The organism is Galbibacter sp. L-19 (assembly GCF_056857615.1).
Genome location: NZ_JBSXNL010000055.1, coordinates 170,133 through 188,597, shown reverse-complemented (window position 1 = coordinate 188,597; position 18,465 = coordinate 170,133). Strand labels below are relative to the sequence as shown.

At 34.0% G+C, this 18,465-nt stretch carries 10 protein-coding genes; 7 read left to right on the top strand and 3 right to left on the bottom strand.

Annotation, left to right across the window (positions count from 1 at the left end):
- Positions 1-152: 152 nt before the first annotated feature.
- The 3 genes from AC13CQ_RS10180 to AC13CQ_RS10170 all read right to left on the bottom strand — a co-directional run bounded on the left by AC13CQ_RS10180 (position 153) and on the right by AC13CQ_RS10170 (position 5,443).
- Positions 153-3,017, bottom strand: coding sequence for a glycoside hydrolase family 2 protein (locus AC13CQ_RS10180; RefSeq protein ID WP_474506558.1), 2,865 nt, complete (start codon positions 3,015-3,017; stop codon positions 153-155).
- Positions 3,007-4,305 (bottom strand): rhamnogalacturonan acetylesterase, encoded by a 1,299-nt coding sequence (locus AC13CQ_RS10175; RefSeq protein WP_474506559.1) that lies wholly within the window; start codon positions 4,303-4,305, stop codon positions 3,007-3,009. The genes AC13CQ_RS10180 and AC13CQ_RS10175 overlap by 11 nt, the downstream gene beginning before the upstream one ends.
- Positions 4,306-4,381: 76 nt before the next feature.
- Entirely contained in the window at positions 4,382-5,443 is a 1,062-nt protein-coding gene (locus tag AC13CQ_RS10170) for a GntR family transcriptional regulator (protein WP_474506560.1), read from the bottom strand.
- A 177-nt stretch (positions 5,444-5,620) separates the two neighbouring features.
- Between AC13CQ_RS10170 and AC13CQ_RS10165 the strand changes: the two genes are divergently transcribed.
- The 7 genes from AC13CQ_RS10165 (at position 5,621) to AC13CQ_RS10135 (ending at position 18,463) form a co-directional block, all read left to right on the top strand.
- On the top strand, positions 5,621-7,717 hold the full coding sequence (locus AC13CQ_RS10165) for a bifunctional aldolase/short-chain dehydrogenase (RefSeq protein WP_474506561.1): 2,097 nt from the start codon (positions 5,621-5,623) through the stop codon (positions 7,715-7,717).
- A gap of 110 nt (positions 7,718-7,827) precedes the next feature.
- Positions 7,828-9,105, top strand: a complete 1,278-nt coding sequence (locus AC13CQ_RS10160; protein ID WP_335587798.1) for a sugar isomerase — start codon at positions 7,828-7,830, stop codon at positions 9,103-9,105.
- 10 nt (positions 9,106-9,115) lie between these two features.
- Positions 9,116-10,489, top strand: a complete 1,374-nt coding sequence (locus tag AC13CQ_RS10155) for an FGGY-family carbohydrate kinase (protein ID WP_474506562.1) — start codon at positions 9,116-9,118, stop codon at positions 10,487-10,489.
- A 6-nt stretch (positions 10,490-10,495) separates the two neighbouring features.
- Positions 10,496-11,647, top strand: coding sequence for an alpha-hydroxy acid oxidase (locus AC13CQ_RS10150; protein WP_008612674.1), 1,152 nt, complete (start codon positions 10,496-10,498; stop codon positions 11,645-11,647).
- Positions 11,648-11,656: 9 nt separating this feature from the next.
- The gene (locus AC13CQ_RS10145; RefSeq protein WP_474506563.1) at positions 11,657-13,072 is read left to right on the top strand and encodes a purine-cytosine permease family protein; all 1,416 of its coding nucleotides are present in this window, start codon (positions 11,657-11,659) and stop codon (positions 13,070-13,072) included.
- Positions 13,073-13,288: 216 nt separating this feature from the next.
- On the top strand, positions 13,289-14,833 hold the full coding sequence (locus AC13CQ_RS10140; protein ID WP_474506564.1) for a glycoside hydrolase family 28 protein: 1,545 nt from the start codon (positions 13,289-13,291) through the stop codon (positions 14,831-14,833).
- A 3-nt stretch (positions 14,834-14,836) separates the two neighbouring features.
- On the top strand, positions 14,837-18,463 hold the full coding sequence (locus AC13CQ_RS10135) for a DUF4450 domain-containing protein (RefSeq protein ID WP_474506565.1): 3,627 nt from the start codon (positions 14,837-14,839) through the stop codon (positions 18,461-18,463).
- Positions 18,464-18,465: the final 2 nt, after the last annotated feature.

Sequence of the window (18,465 nt, the reverse complement as noted above, 5' to 3'; positions counted from 1 at the left end):
TTCTATTAATAAAAATGAATAAAAAGAGGGTTGGTTTTCTGTAATATTGTTTCTTTAAACTACATATTTTATAATAGTTAAGATTTAGTCTTTGTTCTTTTTTCTTATAGCGAAGCGGTCTTGTATTTTTACTCGGACATTAATTATTTTATTTATCTAAAATCAAACCATAAGTTCATAGAAATTCCATCGTCCCCACTTTTTATACGAATATTAGAAGGCTGACTATGGGGACCATGCTGAGAAACTGGTTTAAAAGATTTCATTGCTGGAATTTCATACATAAAGGAAATATCTCCTGGAGGAAAATCTGGGTACGCATCGGCACCCTTCAAAGCATATTTAGGCTCATCTGGAGTGAATAATCTTAAAAATACATTTTCAGATTCGCTAAATACCCTAAAAGTATCATCTTTTGCTGCTATCGTTGTAGCTACTAAATTAGCATGATACCCTTTAAATTCTGGATAAATTAAATTTTCAAAACTCTCTCCAGTAATTGTATTATTATACTCTTTTTCCCATAAACCGTAATTGGTTCCTTTAATTCTATTTTTCCAAACTCTGTATGGTCCTCTTCCAAACCATTTCATCCCTTCTACTTGATCTTCTGGGTACGAAAATGTAATGCCAAACTTATCAATATCTCCTTCGTAAAAAGCACCATCAAAACCACTACTTCTCCCTGAATTTTTTAATGCTAGCATTTGCATTTTTAACCTTCCGTCAGGAAATAATATCCACTTTATATGATCTATTCCTCCAGTATAATGTACTATACAAACCGCGTTATTGGCTTCCATTTTAGTATCCACCTGCTTTACTTCTGCTTTCATTCCAATAGGGTAAGGACCTTTATTAAATGGAACTAATTTTTTTCCGCGGTAAATACTTTTTATAATTCCATCTTCTTTTCCTATTTCAACACGGATATTTTTGGATTTTAAGACCACAGAACTGTTTAATTCTTCTACTTCTGCCTTTTTTTCACTTCCAACTTTTATTAATTTTTGAGTATAATATGTTGGCTGATGAATAGGCCATGTCCATGTGTTTATAAGTCTCCCATGCTGATCGTGGGCTTTAACCTCCAACCAATCTCCTTTAAAAAAAGTCGAAGTTATATCCATACTTACTCCTCTTTTCTCTCCTGGCTTTATAGAAGGTAATTCAATTTTTCCATTAGTTATGGAGGTTGCTTTTTTAGTTGAATAAAGAGCATCTTTATCTATAGAAAATACCTCATAACTTAAAGTACAGCTATTTAAATTTGTATAAATATATTCGTTGGATATAAAAAACTCACCATCAAAAGAAGATGTAATCCGTAGCGGATCAAACTGAATAGGACTCCAAACATCTTTTACGGTGTAGAAACTTCCTTCTTTTTCTCTATGAGGCCCTAAAATTCCATCGGGAGCCAAAGAACCCTTTGAATCGTATTTTCTATCTCCTTTCCAATCTGTTCTTAATACAGCTTCGTCTGAAAATGCCCACATAAATCCACCAGCAAAAAGCGGACTCTCCTTAAATCGGTTCCAGAAATCTTCTAGTCCAGATCCGTGACCATTATCATACGTTCCATGCATAAATTCAGTAGGAAAAAACACATTTTCTCCACTTACAAATCTATGCACTCCTGTTAAATATGTAGGATAATGATGCGTATCCCAACCATTATAATCCGCCCACGGATGAATAACTATTCGCTTTTGCGGATCGTGCTTATAAAAGACTGAATCCAACTCATCTCTCCATCCTCCTTCATTGCCTTGATCCCAGATAATAACCGAAGGATGGTTTACATCTCTAGAAACCGTTTCTTCTATTAGTTTTGTTCCAGTTTCAATATCATATGGATTTTGCCAACCAGCTAGTTCGTCCAAGACAAACAATCCTAAAGAATCGCATACCTCTAGAAAATGATCATCTGGAGGATAATGTCCTCGAACTGCATTCATATTCATATCTTTTAACAAATTAACATCCATTATGCTAATTTCTTTATCTGTGCTTCTTCCAGATTCGGGCCAAATGGTATGCCGATTGATTCCCTTCATTATTATTTTTTTTCCATTTACATAAATCCCATCCTTTTTTCTGAAATCTATGGTTCTAAAACCAAAACGCTGGTTTACTTCATGCAGGACTTTATTCCCTTGTTTTAATTGAAGTTTTAAACTGTATAAATTGGGAGTTTCTGGCGACCAAATTTGTATTTCATTCCAATGAAATTCTAATAAAGCATTAGCTGCATTTATAGCTATTTTTTGTGATGACGAAGTAGTATTGGTTCCACCTACAAGGCTTATTGAAGCCTCAACAAAGGCATTTTTAGGAATATTAGTTCCTTTGAAATCAAGAGTCATATTCCCATTCATTTTTGCATCTATTGCAATATGCTCGATATTCGATTTCGGTTTAATTTCAAGCCAAACAGGTCTGTATATCCCACCGAATAGCCACCAGTCTGCTTTTCGTTCTGCATTGTTTACAGAGGCGTTTTCGGAATGCTTTTTTACATGAACCTCTAAAAGGTTTTTCCCTTCTGTTTTTAACAAATCTGAAATATCATAACTAAACTCATAAAAACCTCCTTGATGAATTGCCCCAGCTATTTGTCCGTTTACTTTAACCTCAGTATCGGTCATAGCGCCACCAAAAAAGATCTTCACTTGTTGATTTTCATAGCGATTAGGGACTTCAAATTCATACTTATAAAACCCCTCTTCTTTACTAGGCTCTTCTTGATCTAATTCTTTATACCATCTTCCGTAGGTATACGTTCCGAAGCCTTCCAATTCCCACTGAGAAGGCACATTTATGGTAGTCCATTTATTACTATTTGCTCCATCAGTACACATAAACTCCCATTTTACTGGATGCTTAAAATCTTTTCCTGACAGATATATTTTAGCCGTTTCTTGTCCCCATATTATCTGTATAGACAATATGCAAACCACTACTAATAATCTTACTATAACACTTTTCATTCTTGTTGGTTTGTTAGTTTCCATCTGGTTTGATAGCTTTAAATCTCGGACTCATTGGGAAAGTCCAGTTTTTTATATTATTTGGTTTATTTGGAGTGTAATTACTTATTTTCTTCAAATATTTCTCTAATCCAGTAGTGTTTTTTCCTATCCCATCAACAACACATAAAGCAATCTCATTCGCACCAAAATCATTGAAATGAGTATTGTCTTCAAGCGCTTTATTTTGTCCTGGAAAAGTTTGAGCTGGATATTGTACAAATGCATTTCTAGAGATTTCATCCCCCCAACTTTCATAGAGCACAGTAGTCATTTTTGTTAGATCTATCAATGCTACATTTAGGTCTTTTGCTACTTTTCTCATAGCAGCTGGATAGTCTCCATGTGTGTCATTTAGCTTACCATTTTTGTCAAACCAACGGCGTTGAGTTGGGGTTATCAAAATTGGAGTTGCACCTTTTTCTCTTGCACCTTTCACATATTCTTTTAGCAAATCTGAATACGATTGCCACGGACCTATTCCCTCTCCTTTTCTTTTTCCATCATTATGCCCAAATTCAATCATTACATAATCTCCTTTTTTGATAAGTGATAAAACTTTTGCCCATCTTTTTCTTCCTTTAAAAGAAGCCAATGAAGCTCCAGAAGACGCATAATTGGCTACCACAATTTCATCATTAAAATACTGTGTAATAAACTGCCCCCATGAAGCCCAAGGCGATAAATCTTGATCGGTTACCGTAGAATCTCCTGCCAAAAAAAGTGTCTTAATAGCATCTATTTTGGTAATTATTAATTCTCTAACAGCTGTTCCTTTTGCAAATTCAAGAGTTAACTTTTCATCCCAATTTAAAGCTAATCTTTCCCTGTCTTTCAAATTAACAGTTTCCGTATTATTTATTTTAGCATTTTTAACATCTATAGCAAAGGTTTTACTTATAACCTCCCCTACATTTGTTTGTTCCTCACAAACCATAGCTCTCCTTGATTCTGCTTTTATGGTATTTATTGTTGAGGCGGTTTCACTTCCTAATTTAATAGTTACTTTGTAATTTCCATCTGGGATTGCTATTGAGAAATAAACCGTTTCTGTAGCGAGCATATAATGCTTTTTCATTTTAACAAAAGAAGAAGTCAGGAAATCAAATCCGTAGTTTTCTTTAAAAACCTTAGCATGAGAAACAGGTACAGCGTTATTTGACTCTTTTGTACCAAAATAATAGTGTAGTTCTTTAATACTAGCGTTTTGGCCAAATGTAGAATTTGAAATAATTAAGATTATAAGGAAAAATCTTATTTGTTTTATGTGCATTGGTTGGAGTTATATTTTGCCTAAATATATCAAGGCTTCATATAACCTCCATCCTGTACTATGATGACCGCTACTATTATAAGGAATTTCTTTCAATGTATTTAAACACATTCTTCACCTTTTCCTTTTTATTTTTTAGAACCATATAGGCAGCAGTTTCTCCCATTGCCTTAAAATCTGTACTAATAACAGTTATTCCTAATAATTCTTTTAGTGGAGTTTCATTATATGAAATAATTCCAATATCTGACCCCAAAACAAGTCCTTTCTTACGGATTTGTCTTACTAAATTTACCAAATCCATTTCTTCAATTGTAATATAAATATCTTTACTCTGAAGCTCCATATCATCATAGATTTCATCTAAAATCTCAAAATCAAAATTGTATTCTACACAAAATTGTCTAAAACCATGAAGAATTCGTTTTGGATATGGATGAACAGATTTTGTAGGATATACTAATAATATTTTATCATATTTTTTTAACCTATCCAATCCTTCTTTAAGAGCATTGTATATGTCTTCTTGAAAATCTTGAAAAACAGACCCATAATCTCCTTGAATAAATGGTTTTGCATTATCCATTATAATAAGTTTGTCTTTTGGGATTTGATTGATGGTATCCAATACCATTTCGGTATAGCTAACATGACTCAAATCGTCTAACTTAAAATGAGGCATGATTACATAATAATCATAAGCGCCCATATGTTTTTCTAGTGTTTTAACAAATAATGACTCCTCACAATGGTAAATAAATAAGTTTACATGTGCATTTACCCCGATAGCATTTACAAAAGAATTGTAGATCATCATTTTATAAGAACTAGGCTTATTAATCATGAAAAAGATATTTGCTTTGGATATAAGATCGGTTTTAGCAGTATAATACCCCTTCCCTTTTACAGATACAATTACTTTTCTTTCCTTTAATTGTTTATATGCTTTTTCTACCGTATCTCTAGATAAGTAACAAGCTTCACTCAATTCATTTATTGAAGGAATTTTCTGTCCCACTTGGAGTCTCCCTTTACTAATATCGTTAATTATAGAATCAACAATCTGTTTGTATTTAGGAACCCTAGAGGTTTCGTTAATGGTTATATTTATAATAGGTTGTGCCACGGAGGAACTCATAATTTATTGTGATTTCGGCGGTTATTTAAAGGATTAATTGCGTAAAATTAAATAATTTTTATCAATATAATCGTTTTTATCAGAAACTCTTTTTTCGCCCTATGCAGTACACTACAGGATACAATGGTATGATTTAAGAATTACATTTGATTTATCAAAATCAATTTAGAATTAAAAATGGACAAAACCTTTAAGTACGTAAACTATCTTTGGGATGATAAAAAAGCTAATGCATTAAAAGGAAAAGAAGTTGACCTTTTCTTGTACCGCTCTAATATATTAGGTGCAGACCTTAGGATTACTAATTACGGCGGAGGAAATACCAGCTGTAAAACCATCGAAAAAGATCCTTTAACTAATGAGGATGTTGAAGTAATGTGGATAAAAGGTTCTGGTGGAGATATTGGAACCCTTACACGTTCTGGTATAGCAGGACTATACACCAACCGCCTAAGAAACTTAAAAAATGTATATAAAGGTCTAGATGACGAAGATAGAATGGTGGGGCTTTTTAACCATTGTATTTACGATTTGGATAGCAGAGCTCCATCTATTGACACGCCTTTGCATGGGTTATTACCATTTAAACATATAGATCATTTACATCCAGATGCCTTAATTGCGGTTGCAGCAGCTGAAGATAGTGAGAAAATTACCAAAGAAATTTGGGGTGACACTATGGGATGGGTTCCTTGGCAGCGACCAGGATTTGATTTAGGACTCCAATTGGAAAAATGTCTAAATGAAAACCCTGGAATTCGAGGAATCGTTTTAGGTAGTCACGGACTCTTTACTTGGGGAGATACTTCTTATGAATGTTATATGAATAGCCTAGAAGTTATTGAAACAGCTTCTGCGTATATAGAACAGAAAACAAAAGAAAAAGGAAGTGTTTTTGGAGGCGAAAAAATTAAAAGTCTTCCTTCAGAAAAAAGAAAAGAAAAAGCTTCAGAATTAATGCCACTTTTAAGAGGACTATGTTCTTCTGAAAAACCTATGATAGGCCATTTTACAGATAGTGATGTAGTTCTAGAATATATAAATAGTAATGATTTAGAGCGTTTAGCGCCTATGGGAACTTCATGCCCAGATCATTTCTTACGTACTAAAATACAACCGCTTGTACTTAATTTGGATACTGCGGAAGATGTTAGTAATACCGATTCCATATTAAAAAAGTTACAGCCTGCTTTTGAGCAATACCGACAAGAATATGCCGATTATTACAATGCGTGTAAGCATGATAATAGTCCGGCAATGCGCGACCCAAATCCTGTTATAATTATATATCCAGGAGTTGGAATGTTCTCTTTTGCTAAAAACAAACAAACAGCACGTGTAGCAAGTGAGTTCTACGTAAATGCTATAAATGTTATGAGAGGAGCAGAAGCCATTTCTGCCTATACATCTTTACCTAGACAAGAGGCTTTTGATATTGAATATTGGTTGTTGGAAGAAGCAAAACTACAACGGATGCCTGCTGAACAACCACTTTCTAGAAAAGTGGCTATTGTTACTGGCGCTGGTGGTGGTATTGGTAAATCTATTGCTGATAAATTAGTTGCTGAAGGTGCTAATGTTGTACTTACAGACATTAATGAAGACTATTTAAAAGACGCAGAAAAAACATACAAAAAAGACCAAGTAGCCATTGCCCTTTGCGATGTTACTAAGGAGGATTCTATAAAAGAAGCTTTTAGTAAGGCATGTCTTGCCTTTGGAGGGGTTGACATTATTGTTCATTCTGCTGGTTTAGCCATTTCTAAATCTCTTGAAGATACCGAATTAAAAGATTGGGATTTACTACAAAATATATTGGTAAAAGGTCAATTTTTAATGGCGCAACAAGGAGTAGCTATATTAAAGAAACAAGGGCTCGGCGGTGATATTGTAAATATTGCAAGTAAAAATGGACTGGTAGCTGGCCCTAATAATGTTGGCTATGGAACTGCCAAAGCCGCACAACAACATATGACTCGACTTTTAGCAACAGAACTTGGAGAAGCTAAAATACGAGTAAATACTGTAAATCCAGATGGTGTTATTGTAGGGAGCAAAATCTGGGAAGGAGAATGGGCGGAAGGAAGAGCTAAAGCCTATGGAATCTCTGTAGATGAACTTCCTGCTCATTATGCAAAAAGAAACTTATTAAACGAAATAATTTATCCAGAAGATATTGCTAACGGAGTATTTTCATTCGTTGCTATTTTGGATAAATCTACCGGAAACATTATAAATGTAGATGGTGGAATGGCAAATGCATTTGTTAGATAAATGTAATAGTTGTTAGTTAGCTTAAGTAAATCTCCCATAGGTTTTTACCAACCTATGGAGATTTATTTTTAAATTCACTTTGGTTTTACAACCTAAAATAATCTAAACTTATGATCTTAAACCCAGACCAACTAAATACCAATAAAGACGATATATCTATTCATAAAGATCAATTTGATAACTTAGCTTCTTCTCTTTCGAGGCAAAATATTCAAGTAGATCAAATTGTAAATAAATTAGCCGATTTTCAAATAGCAATTCCAAGTTGGGCTCTAGGAGCTGGAGGTACCAGGTTTGGAAGATTTTCTTACCATGGAGAGCCTTCTTCACTAGAACAAAAACTAGAAGATATTGGAGTAATTCATAGCCTTACCAAAAGTGCTGGAGCTGTTTCATTACATATTCCATGGGACATTCCAAAGGATTATAACGCAATTAAAGAATTAGCAAATAGCCTCGATATAAAATTTGATGCTGTTAATTCCAATACTTTTCAAGATCAACCCAATGCAAAAGAGTCTTATAAATTTGGATCGCTTAGCAATACAAGTCAAGCGGTAAGAGACCAAGCTATAGCTCATAATAAAGAAGTTATTAATATTGGAGAAAAATTAGGTTCTAAAAGTATTACTGTTTGGTTAGCAGATGGGAGTTCTTTTCCTGGCCAAAGCAATTTTCAAACGGCACTTTCACATACCCAAAACAGTTTAAAAGACATCTATAAATCGTTACCCAATGATTGGAAACTTTTTATAGAGTACAAACCCTACGAACCTTATTTTTACAGCACTGTTATTCAGGACTGGGGGACTTCCTTTATGCTTGCTAATGAATGTGGTGAAAAAGCTTTTACACTTGTAGACCTTGGACATCATTTACCAAATACTAACATCGAGCAAATTGTTTCTACACTTATGCTTAAAGGAAAACTAGGTGGTTTTCATTTTAATGATAGTAAATATGGTGATGATGATATTACAGTGGGCTCTATAAAACCTTATGCGCTTTTCTTAATTTTTAATGAATTGGTTTACGGAATGGAAAACAATCCGCAAAATCCAGAACTCTCTTGGATGATTGACGCTAGTCATAATCTAAAGGACCCTTTGGAGGACCTTATTCAATCATTAGAAACCATTCAAATAACATATGCCAAAGCCTTATTGGTAGATCAAACCAAACTTAAACAAGCACAGGAAAATCACGATGTAAGTTTATGTCAGGAAATTCTTCAAAACGCTTATTTAACAGATGTACGTCCGCTTGTAAAACAAGCTCGACTGCAACAACAAGGAGCTTTAGATCCTTTAAAAACATATAGATTGCTTTCCATAAGAGAACAATTGATAAAAGAAAGAGGAAAAAATACGGTTGCAACTGGACTATAACGATTGAAACATGAAAAGGAAAGTTACTGCTGTTTTTGATATTGGAAAAACTAATAAAAAATTCTTTCTCTTCGATGAAGATTTTCAAGAGGTATATCGCGAATATGCTCGTTTTGAATCTATTGAAGATGAAGATGGTTATCCTACCGAAAACTTGGGAAAACTTCAGAATTGGTTAAAAAAATTATTTCATAGAATTTTAGAAGCGGAAGAGTTTGATGTTAAAGCTATCAATTTTTCTTCCTATGGAGCCAGTTTTGTTCATTTAGATGAAAATGGAGAAGCACTCACCCCCTTGTACAATTATACAAAACCGATTGAAGAAGATTTAATCAATTCATTTTATAAAAAATACGGTCCTGAATTGGAGTTCACACGGCAAACAGGTTCTTCTAAAGAAGGTCTTTTAAACTCTGGAATGCAGTTGTATTGGCTAAAACATACCAAACCAGAGGTGTTTAAAAAAATAAAATTTTCATTGCATCTGCCACAATACCTCAGCTATATTTTTACGGGAATTCCTTTGAGTGAATATACAAGTATTGGTTGCCATACTGCATTATGGGATTACAATAAAAAAGATTATCATCAATGGGTATATAAAGAAGAAATTCATAAAATTTTACCCCCTATCGTTTCTACAGAAACGAGTATTAATATGAATTACAACGGAAAACGTATTAAAATTGGTGTTGGAATTCACGATAGTTCTGCTGCTCTTTTACCGTATGTAAGGAGTTTAACAGAACCTTTTGTTTTGGTATCTACTGGTACTTGGAGTATCGCTTTAAATCCATTTACTTCTTCTGAGTTAACCACCGTTGAGGTTACAAATAATTGTATTAACTATATGAGAATTAATGGTAAACAAGTTAAAGCTTCTCGATTATTTCTGGGAAATGAATATAAAATTCAGGTAAAAAAATTATCAGAAATGTATCAGGTTTCAGAAGATTATCATAAAACTGTTCAGTTTGATGAAGATGCTTATTATGAAATAACTAAAGAATTTGAGCACCTTTTTAAATGGGAAAGTATTAAAAATAATATCGAACTAACAGCCACAGAACTTCCATACGATACTTTTGAAGATGCTTATTATCATTTAATGATTGAGCTTGTTAAGCTTCAGGTGCAAAGTATAGAAACTGCCAAAGGAGATGACCAAATAACAAAATTGTATGTAGATGGCGGGTTTAGTGATAATGATGTATATATTAAATTATTATCTCACTATCTTAGAAACATGGAATTACGTACTACCGATGCATCCTTAGGGTCTGCCTTGGGCGCTGCTATTAGTATTTCTGACACCCAGCTTAATTCTAAGTTCCTTAAAAAGAACTATTCATTAAAAAAACATGTTCCGCTAATTATAAAGTAACAAGTTATGGCATTAAACTTTAACTATAAATATCCTTCGGTTGATGATTTAAGGAAGAAAGCACAACAAAGAATTCCAAGGTTTGCTTTTGAATATTTGGATGGCGGTTGCAATGAAGATGTTAATATCCAACGAAACACTGCTGAGATTAGAGAGGTTCAGTTAGAGCCTAGATACCTTAAAAACTATAACGATAGTTCTATAAAAACCACCTTATTTGGTAAGGAATACGATGCTCCTTTTGGTATTGCTCCAGTAGGTTTACAGGGACTCATGTGGCCAAATTCGCCTGAAATTTTAGCAAAAGCGGCTTTTAACCATAATATTCCCTTTATTTTAAGTACAGTAACCACATGCAATATAGAACGAGCAAGTGAACTCACCGAGGGAAACGCATGGTTTCAACTTTATAATCCAGTTGACGATTACATCCGAAAAGATATTATAAAAAGAGCTGGAGATGCTCAATGCCCAGTTTTAGTATTATTATGTGATGTTCCTACTTTTGGTTACCGCCCACGAGATTTTAGGAATGGGCTAGCGCTACCTCCAAAAATGAGTTTACAAAATATCTTGCAAATTCTAGGAAAACCAAGTTGGGCTCTTGAAACTTTAAAACATGGACAACCAAATTTTGAAAATATAAAACCCTATATGCCAAACGGACTTAATTTAAAACAATTAGGGAAGTTTATGGATGAAACTTTTTCTGGGAGACTTAACGAAGAACGTATAAAACCAATCCGCGATCAATGGAAAGGAAAATTGGTTTTAAAAGGAGTTGCTTCTGAAGAGGATACTCAAGAAGCTATTCGATTAGGTTTTGATGGTGTTATTGTTTCCAATCATGGAGGGAGACAATTGGATGCTGGAGAATCTACCATCAAACCTCTTACAAACATTGCAGAAAAATACGGAAATCAGATTGAAGTGATGATGGATAGCGGACTCCGTTCGGGACCTGATATTGCTAGAAGTTTAGCAAGCGGTGCCAAATTTACCTTCATGGGAAGATCTTTTATGTATGGGGCTGCAGCATTGGGTAACCAAGGTGGCGACCATACAATTTCCATGCTAAAAGTTCAATTAAAACAAGTAATGGATCAATTGTGTTGTGAAAAAATAGCCGATTTACCTAAACATTTAATTAACCACTAAAACCAAATTATGACACAATACAGCATTGAAGATGATATAGAGCAAATTGCAGGAGGAGAATATGAAAGACAACGTGTTCCAGAATCAAAACTTAAAGGATGGAAAAGTTTTTTAGGAATGTATGCTGGGGAACACGCCGCAGGAACCGAATTTGTAATTGGTCCTCTATTTCTTACCACTGGAGTAAGCGCTTTTGACCTTATTGTAGGTCTTTTATTAGGGAATTTAATGGCGGTATTGAGCTGGCGATTTTTAACAGCAGAAATAGGGACTAAATTTAGATATACTCTTTATTTTCATTTGGAAAAAATATGTGGTAAAAAATTAGTGACGGTTTACAATTTGGCAAACGGAATTTTATTTTGTTTTCTAGCTGGAGCCATGATTACCGTTTCTGCTACTGCTGTAGGAATTCCTTTTGATATGGAAATGCCCAAATTAACAGATACAATGCCTAATAGTATTACTTGGGTTGTTATTGTATTGATATTAGGTGCCATTATTTCTTTAATTGCTGCCAAAGGTTACAATACGGTAGCCAAAGCTGCAAACTATATGTCGCCTATAATTGTACTCGCTTTTATAGTTTGCGGGATCGTAGCGCTATCTCAACTTAATGTACATAGTTTTTCAGATTTTTGGAATCTATGGGGAGAAGGAAGTGAACCTTTTCCAGGACAAATAAAATATACTTTTTGGCATGTTTTCTTATGGTCGTGGTTTGCTAATGCAGCCATGCATATTGGAATGTCCGATCTCTCTGTTTTTAGATTCGCAAAAAAACCATCTATTGGATGGACAACTGCTGGAGGAATATACATTGGTCATTATATAGCTTGGATCTCTGCTGCTTTATTGTATGCAGTATATTTAAAATCTCCAGAAGCACAGGCTTTTTTAGCAGGAGGTCAAGCTCCAACGGTAGCTCCCGGTCCCTTAGCTTATAATGCCATTGGTGTTTTCGGGATTATTGCAGTTATATTAGCGGGCTGGACAACAGCCAATCCTACAATTTATAGAGCAGGTTTGGCCTTTCAAGCCATAATCCCAAAAGCTTCTACTTTTTGGGTTACTATTTTAGCGGGTTCCATTGCTACAATTGCTGGTCTTTTTCCTGCTTTTGCAATGAAATTATTAGATTTTGTAGCGCTGTACGGATTTATTCTTGCTCCTATTGGTGCCATTATTGTTTTTGACCATTTCTTTGCTGAAAAAAGTGGCTTTAGCTCTTTCTTTGCTGAAAAAACAAATATCTCATTTAATTATGCCGTATTATGGGCTTGGTTAATAAGCTTTGGGGTATTCTATTTTATTTCTGTAAAATTTGATATTTTCTTATCCTTTGTCACCTTACCAACATGGCTCTGCTGTGGGATTTTATATATTTTATTCAGCAAGTACTATCAGAAAAAACATACAATTTAAAAAAATGTAAGTGACTCTCCATAAAGCATCTAAATTCTAAATATCATCCTGAGTAGGTCAAAGAATCTTTTGAATGTTAGTTATTTAAAAATTTTGACAGGCTTATTTTGATAACTACAAATTGCTTTATAGACAGTCACTTTTTTCATACATGGATGTACAGGATGCACTTTTCATGATATTTTAGAAACTTACGGTATCTAAGAAATTAAAAAAATGAAACCTATTTACCAAATCACCACTTTTTCCAAATATCTATTTTTATTGCTTTTTAATGGTCATCTGGAACAGCCAAATAATCATTCTACTGTGTTTCTAAAAATTAGACGTGGATGCTTCATACTATGCTTATTTAGCATATGTTTATCCTGTAAAAACAAGTCAGAAAACACCCCACAACAAGACACTCCTGCTTGGATTGATAAAGTTGGTGCAGAAAATGCTATTATCAAGGATACCGTATATTTTGTAAATGATTTTGGTGGAATTGGCGATGGCAAAACCATCAATACAGAGGCTATTCAAAAAGCTATTGATAAATGTGCAAAAAATGGTGGCGGTACGATAGCGTTTAAACCAGGAACTTATTTATCTGGTTCAATATTCATTAAAAAAAATATTCGTTTTAAAATTGGTAAAAATGTTACCATTTTAGGGAGTCAGGATATTAATGATTATAAAGAAATTGACACTCGTGTTGCTGGAATTGAAATGAAATGGCCAGCGGCTCTTATCAATGTTTCCAATCAAGAAAATGTAATTATAGATGGGGAAGGTTTAATTGACGGACAAGGAAAAGTGTTTTGGGATTATTATTGGGATTTACGAAAAAATGAATACGAGCCAAAAGGATTGCGATGGATTGTAGATTACGATGCTAAGCGTCCTCGAACCATCTTGATTTCCGATTCAAAGAATATTGCCTTAAAAGATTTAAACATACAAAAAGCTGGTTTTTGGACAGTACACGTCCTCTATTCTGAAAAAATAACTGTAGACGGGCTCATTATAAAAAATAATATTGGCGGACACGGTCCCAGCACAGATGGCATTGATATTGATTCTTCTAAATGGGTGTTAATACAAAATTGTGATATCGATTGTAATGATGATAATTTTTGTTTAAAAGCAGGTCGCGATTGGGATGGACAACGTGTAAATAGACCTACCGAATATGTAGTTATAAGGAATTGTATTGCAAGAAAAGGTGCTGGATTATTCACCCTAGGAAGTGAGACTGCTGGAAGTATTAGACATGTGTATGTTTCTAACATTAAAGGTTTAGGAACCAGCAATGGTTTAAATATAAAATCGGCTCTTACCCGTGGCGGAACGGTTGAGGATATCTCCTTGCAAAATATTCAGATGGATAGTGTGAAAACATTTGTGAAAATTTCCATGAACTGGAATCCTAGTTATAGCTATTCAAAACTTCCTGAAGGGTATGATATAGACAGTATTCCAATACACTGGAAAAAACTCCTTAAAGAGGTTCCAGCATCTAAGGGTATCCCTACATTTAAAAATATTTCATTAAGTAATATTGATGTTAAAGGAGCAGAAAAAGCCATGAACGTAAAAGGATTAGAGAATTCAATTATTGAAAATATCTCTTTAAATGATGTTCATATAGAAGCTAAAACTGCTGGAGGAATTTCATACAGTAAAGACTGGAATTTAGAAAATGTTTCTATAAAAACTGAAGACAAGTCAGAAATAACCCTGAATAATACAGAAGGAATTCATTTTAACACTCCTTAAAGCATGACCCTATTTAGAATCTGCATAACATTTTTATTTACCGTTATTTTAGTTTCATTTTTGAATGCCCAAAATTCTCAATATTGGCATGATAGCATTCGAAAAGTACATTACCTCCCCTTTGAAAAAGGTTTTAAATTACAAAATGGGGAGCGAAAATTCAACAGAGCTTTATACGGTACAAATACAGGATTTAGAGTAGAAACTGGAGATTTACCAGAATTTGCAATGTATATGCCTGGAATGGGAGGTAATTTTAAACTAGGAATTATTACTCAAGATGGCTCAAGTAAATGGTTAACCGAATTTGATAGTATAACTACTGTTTATACCCCAGGAATTATGAATTATCAAATTTCGGATTCTTTATTAAAACAGGGAAGCATACACCTTAAAGTAGTTGCTTTAGCAAAAAGTGAAGGGTTTATGCTCCAAGCTACTTCTATAGATATACCAGAAACCGTCAAACTTATTTGGGTATATGGAGGTGCTAGTGGTAAAAAGTTTCATCGAGATGGAGATATAGGAGCCGATCCAGAGTCTGTTTTTTATCTTCAACCAAAATATTGCATCAATAATCAATATTCGGTTACTAATAATTCGTTTATAGTAAAATACGGTTCAGAAAATAATAAAGAGAAAAAAGGAAATTACAGAACAATGTCTGGGGTTTTTCCTACTTCAGAAATTAAAATAGCATCTGCCTCCAATCAAGAAAATCCATTAGCTGTATATCAATCTGAAAAAGATTCTTTTCCAGTAATAATAGGAAAAGTAAACTCCTTAAAACAACCGCTCTATTGGAAGTTTGAAAATTCTGATGCATTAGCAATAGAAGCATCATTGGAATCCGATTTTAAAGCAGGGGTTGAAAAAGTTAATAAAACAGCTCAAATTTTAACGGTACAAACTCCTAATCCATACATCAATACAATTGGGGGAGCATTGGCAACCGCTGCAGATGCTATTTGGGAAAGTCCCGCTTTTTTACACGGATCTATTGCATGGCGAATGCATTTAAATGCATGGCGCGGTGCTTATGTAGCCAACCCCTTAGGATGGCATGATAGAGCCGAATCTCATTTTACAAGTTATGTAAATTCGCAAGTAATCGATCCTCCAACAGGACCCGTTGTACCAGATACAACAAGAAATTTTGCTAGACAGAAAGAAGAAATTGGCACAGCCATGTTTAGTAGTGGATATATTAGTAGACGGCCCAACAATAATACCATTGCACATCATTATGATATGAATTCGGTGTTTTTTAATCAGTTGTTCCGTCATTATTTATGGACGGGAGACGATGCGCTGATTAAAGAGTTATGGCCTGCCATTGAGCGACATTTAGCTTGGGAAAAAAGAAATTTTGATTCAGACAACAACCATCTCTACGATGCTTATGCAACCATTTGGGCTAGCGATGCCCTCCAATATAGTGGAGGATCGGTAAGTTATTCTTCTGCATATAATTACAGTGCTAATAAACTTGCTGGTGCAATTGCCGAAAAAAATAATATCACAAGTTCTAATAAAGATAATTACACCCAAGAAAGTAATCAAATAAAAAAGGCTTTAAATAATGAGCTTTGGATTCCAAAAAAGGGTGTTTTTTCAGAGTACAAAGATTTATTAGGAAACCAATTAACACATGATAGTCCAGGGGTTTGGAGTATTTATCACACTATAGATGAAGGGGTTGCAGATAAATTTCAAGCCTATCAAATGCTCCGCTATATTGATACTGAAATTCCTCATATTCCAGTAAAAGCAGAAGGTTTACCTTTTGATAATTTGGAACTAATTTCTACAACCAATTGGCAACCTTACACTTGGTCTGTTAACAATGTTGCATTAGCAGAAGTTTTGCATACTTCGTTAGCTTATTGGCTAGGACAACGTCCAGAAAAGGCATATAAATTGTGGCAAAGTGGAATTATGGAGAGTATGTATTTAGGGGCATCTCCAGGAGGTTTTCAACAATTATCTTTCTACGATGCCATGCGGGGAGAACTCTACAGAGATTTTGCCGACCCAATTGGAATGGCTGCTAGAAGCCTTGTAGAAGGACTCTACGGAATAAAACCTAATGCTATTTCAGACACCCTAACCCTTCAACCCGGATTTCCTGAAAGTTGGGATAATGCAAGTATTAAACTTCCAGATATCCACTATTCTTTTACTTCAAAAAACAATAAAAGTGTTTACCATATTTCTCCTTCGTTTCCAAAAAAGATGAAACTGAAATTAATAGTAAATGCTGAGAGAGAAGCTATTGAACAGATCAAGATTAATGATGAAAAAGTAACCTCTTGGTACGTTGATACTACGGCAATTGTAAAACCAAAAATTATAATTACTGATATTTATAGAACTGATTATAAAATAGATATTACATGGAAAGGAACTAAAATTGAGAAAGTTCAATTTCCAGTAAATTATACCCCTAACGATACTTTTAAACTGTTAAATAAAACAGTTCAATTCAAAAAAATATACGATCCACAATTAGTTTTTAGAAACCAATATCTTAATAAACATGATTTTTCGGGTAATTTTAATGAATCTCTTGGAGCTAAAACCTTTTTCCTTCAACTAAAGCAAGGAGCTTTTACATGGTGGCAGCCCATAGATGTAAAATTGATTCCAGCCATTAAATTGGCTAAGGTTGTAACGCTAGATAAGGGCTCACAAATTACCTTAAAAAGAAAAAATCCTCAGCAAGAATCTCTTCAATATTGGATAAACAATACTAAGAAAGGTGTTCTAAATAAAAAGAATTCTACTCTTAACATTGAAGAAAATGCTTTAATTCCTGGTTCTAATTTATTACACGTTTCATCTAAAAAAAATAAACGCTACAAAGTTGGCACTTTTCAAAATTGGAAAGTAAAAGCAGCAGCTAACAGCAGTTTTGAAACTATAGATATAGGTAGAAGCTTTAACAGTAAGGTAACTAATATATTTAAACAAGAATATATGGAACCTCGTCCTACATCTCCTACCCTACAACTTCCTACACAAGGCATTGGAAATTGGTGCTACCCTTTTATTGCTCCAGAAATAGATGCTACAGGAATTAAGCAAAAAGCGGCAGCAAACAATGGAAATATTATTTATAATAACATTCCTTTTAAAATAGCTCCAAAAAACGCCAATGATATTGTATTTACTTCCCAATGGGATAATTTCCCTGAAAAGATACAAATAAAACTTTCTGGGAAAGCCAAACACCTATACCTTCTAATGGCTGGAACTACTAATCCAATGCAAAGTAATATTACAAATGGAGAAATTATAGTTCATTATAAAGATGGGACTCATACAAACTTACCCCTTAAAAACCCTGAAAATTGGTGGCCTATAGAGCAAGATTATTATACCGATAATTTTGCTTTTACTACTAAAGCGTCAAAACCACCTCGTGTTCATCTAAAAACAGGAGAAATCTTTCTTGATTTTAAAGATTATACATCTATTAAAGGATTTACCAACTTTGCTATAGATGGTGGTGCTGCCACTATTTTAGACCTTCCGTTAGACGCAACTAAAGAATTAAAAAACATAGAATTAAAAACCATTGCTAATGATGTTGTTATCGGCATTATGAGTATTACTCTCTTAAAATAATT